Source organism: Kitasatospora sp. NPDC048296 (assembly GCF_043201815.1).
In the GTDB taxonomy this organism is placed as follows: domain Bacteria; phylum Actinomycetota; class Actinomycetes; order Streptomycetales; family Streptomycetaceae; genus Kitasatospora.
Window position 1 is genome coordinate 1 of record NZ_JBICZB010000191.1, and the last position, 2088, is coordinate 2088.

Here is a 2088-nt window from a genome sequence, read left to right on the forward strand (position 1 = left end):
CCGCCGCGACGAGGGCGGCCTCCACCGCTTCCTCACCTCACTCGCCACCCTCCACACCCACGGCCACACCACCGACCTCACCACCCTCCTCAAGGGCGGCGAAAAGGTCACGCTCCCCACCTACGCCTTCCAGCGCGAGCGCTACTGGCTCGACCTCTCGGGCGGTGCCGCGGTGCGGGCGTCCGGCGCGGTGAGCGGAGGACGCTCCTCGGGGCAGCCCGGCGCGGTGGCGCGGCCGGCGGGTCGGCGCTTCCTGGACGGAACGCCCGGCGAGGCCCGCGACGCGCTGCTCGAGCTGCTCCGCAAGAGCATCGCGACCGTGCTCGGGTACGCGGATGCCGACCAGATCGAGATGGCCCGGACGTTCAAGGACCTCGGCTTCGATTCGCCGACGTCCGTCGAACTCCGCAACCACCTGGGCGCGGTCCTCGACATGAGGCTCCCCACGACGCTGCTCTTCGACTACCCGACGCCCGTCGTGCTCGCCGAGTACCTGCTCGTGGAGCTCGGCGGCACCGAGAGCGCGGCGCGGACCGCGCCGGAGAAGGCGCTGACGGCGTTCGACGAGCCGATCGCGATCCTCGGGATGGCCTGCCGCTACCCGGGCGAGGTCCGGAGCCCCGAGGACCTCTGGAAGCTGGTCTTCGCCGGGGAGGACGCCATCTCCGGCTTCCCGGCCGACCGCGGCTGGGTCGCCGGGGCGTCCCCCTCCACCACGGAGGACGGCTCCGGCTACGCCCGCCTCGGAGGGTTCGTCCAGGGTGCCGGGCTGTTCGACGCGGGCTTCTTCGGGATCTCGCCGCGTGAGGCGCTGGCGATGGACCCGCAGCAGCGCCTGCTGCTGGAGACCTCCTGGGAGGCGTTTGAGGGTGCCGGCATCGACCCGGCCTCGGTGCGCGGCAGCCAGGCAGGTGTCTTCGTCGGTGCCATGGCCCAGGACTACGGGCCGGGTCTGAACGACGCGGGTGACGACATCCGCGGCTACGTGCTCACCGGCAGCACGGCCAGTCTCGCCTCCGGCCGGATCGCCTACACCCTCGGCCTGGAGGGTCCGGCGGTGACGGTCGACACGGCGTGCTCGTCCTCACTCGTCGCCTTGCACCTGGCCGTCCAGGCGCTGCGCAGTGGTGAGTGCGACCTCGCCGTCGCCGGTGGCGTCACCGTCATACCCAACCCGGGGATCTTCGCCGAGTTCGACCGGCAGGGCGGTCTGGCCGAGGACGGCCGCTGCAAGTCGTTCGCGGCGACGGCGGATGGCACGAACTGGGGCGAGGGCGTCGGTGTGCTCCTCGTCGAGCGGCTGTCGGACGCCGTTCGCAACGGGCACCGGGTGCTCGCGGTCGTGCGGGGGAGTGCGGTCAACCAGGACGGTGCCAGCAACGGCCTCACCGCCCCCAACGGCCCCTCCCAGCAGCGCGTCATCCGCCAGGCCCTCGCCAATGCCGACCTCACCCCTGACCAGGTGGACGCCGTCGAGGCGCACGGCACCGGCACCAAGCTGGGTGACCCGATCGAGGCCCAGGCCCTGATCGCCACGTACGGCCAGGAGCGGAACGGGGAGCGTCCGCTGCTGCTGGGCTCGTTGAAGTCGAACATCGGCCACACCCAGGCCGCCGCGGGTGTCGGCGGTGTGATCAAGATGGTCATGGCGATGCGCAACGGCGTGCTGCCCAAGACCCTGCACGTGGACGAGCCGACCCCGCACGTCGACTGGTCGGCCGGTGCGGTCGAACTCCTCACCGAGGCCACTGCCTGGCCGGAGACCGGCGAGCCGCGCCGCGCCGCCGTGTCCTCCTTCGGGATCAGCGGTACCAACGCCCACGTCATCATCGAGCAGGCCCCTGCCCCGACGAGCTTTACCGCGAGGGAAGTTGACGAGGATTCCGTCCTCGCGCCGTGGCTGATCTCGGCTCGCGGCGCTGACGCCCTGAAGGCGCAGGCCAAGAGCCTGCTGGAGCACGTCGAGGCGGATGCCGAACTGTCCCCGCTGGACGTGGCGTTCTCGCTGGCGACGACGCGTTCGGTGTTCGAGCACCGGGCCGGTGTGGTCGCCTCCGACCGGGACGGGTTCCTGGACGGACTGCGCGC

The 2088-nt window shown here is 72.0% G+C and carries 1 protein-coding gene; it reads left to right on the forward strand.

The annotated features are described in order from the left end of the window. Positions 1-2088 (forward strand): beta-ketoacyl synthase N-terminal-like domain-containing protein (locus ACGF12_RS38380; protein ID WP_393041231.1); only part of this gene is annotated, 2088 nt, incomplete at both ends.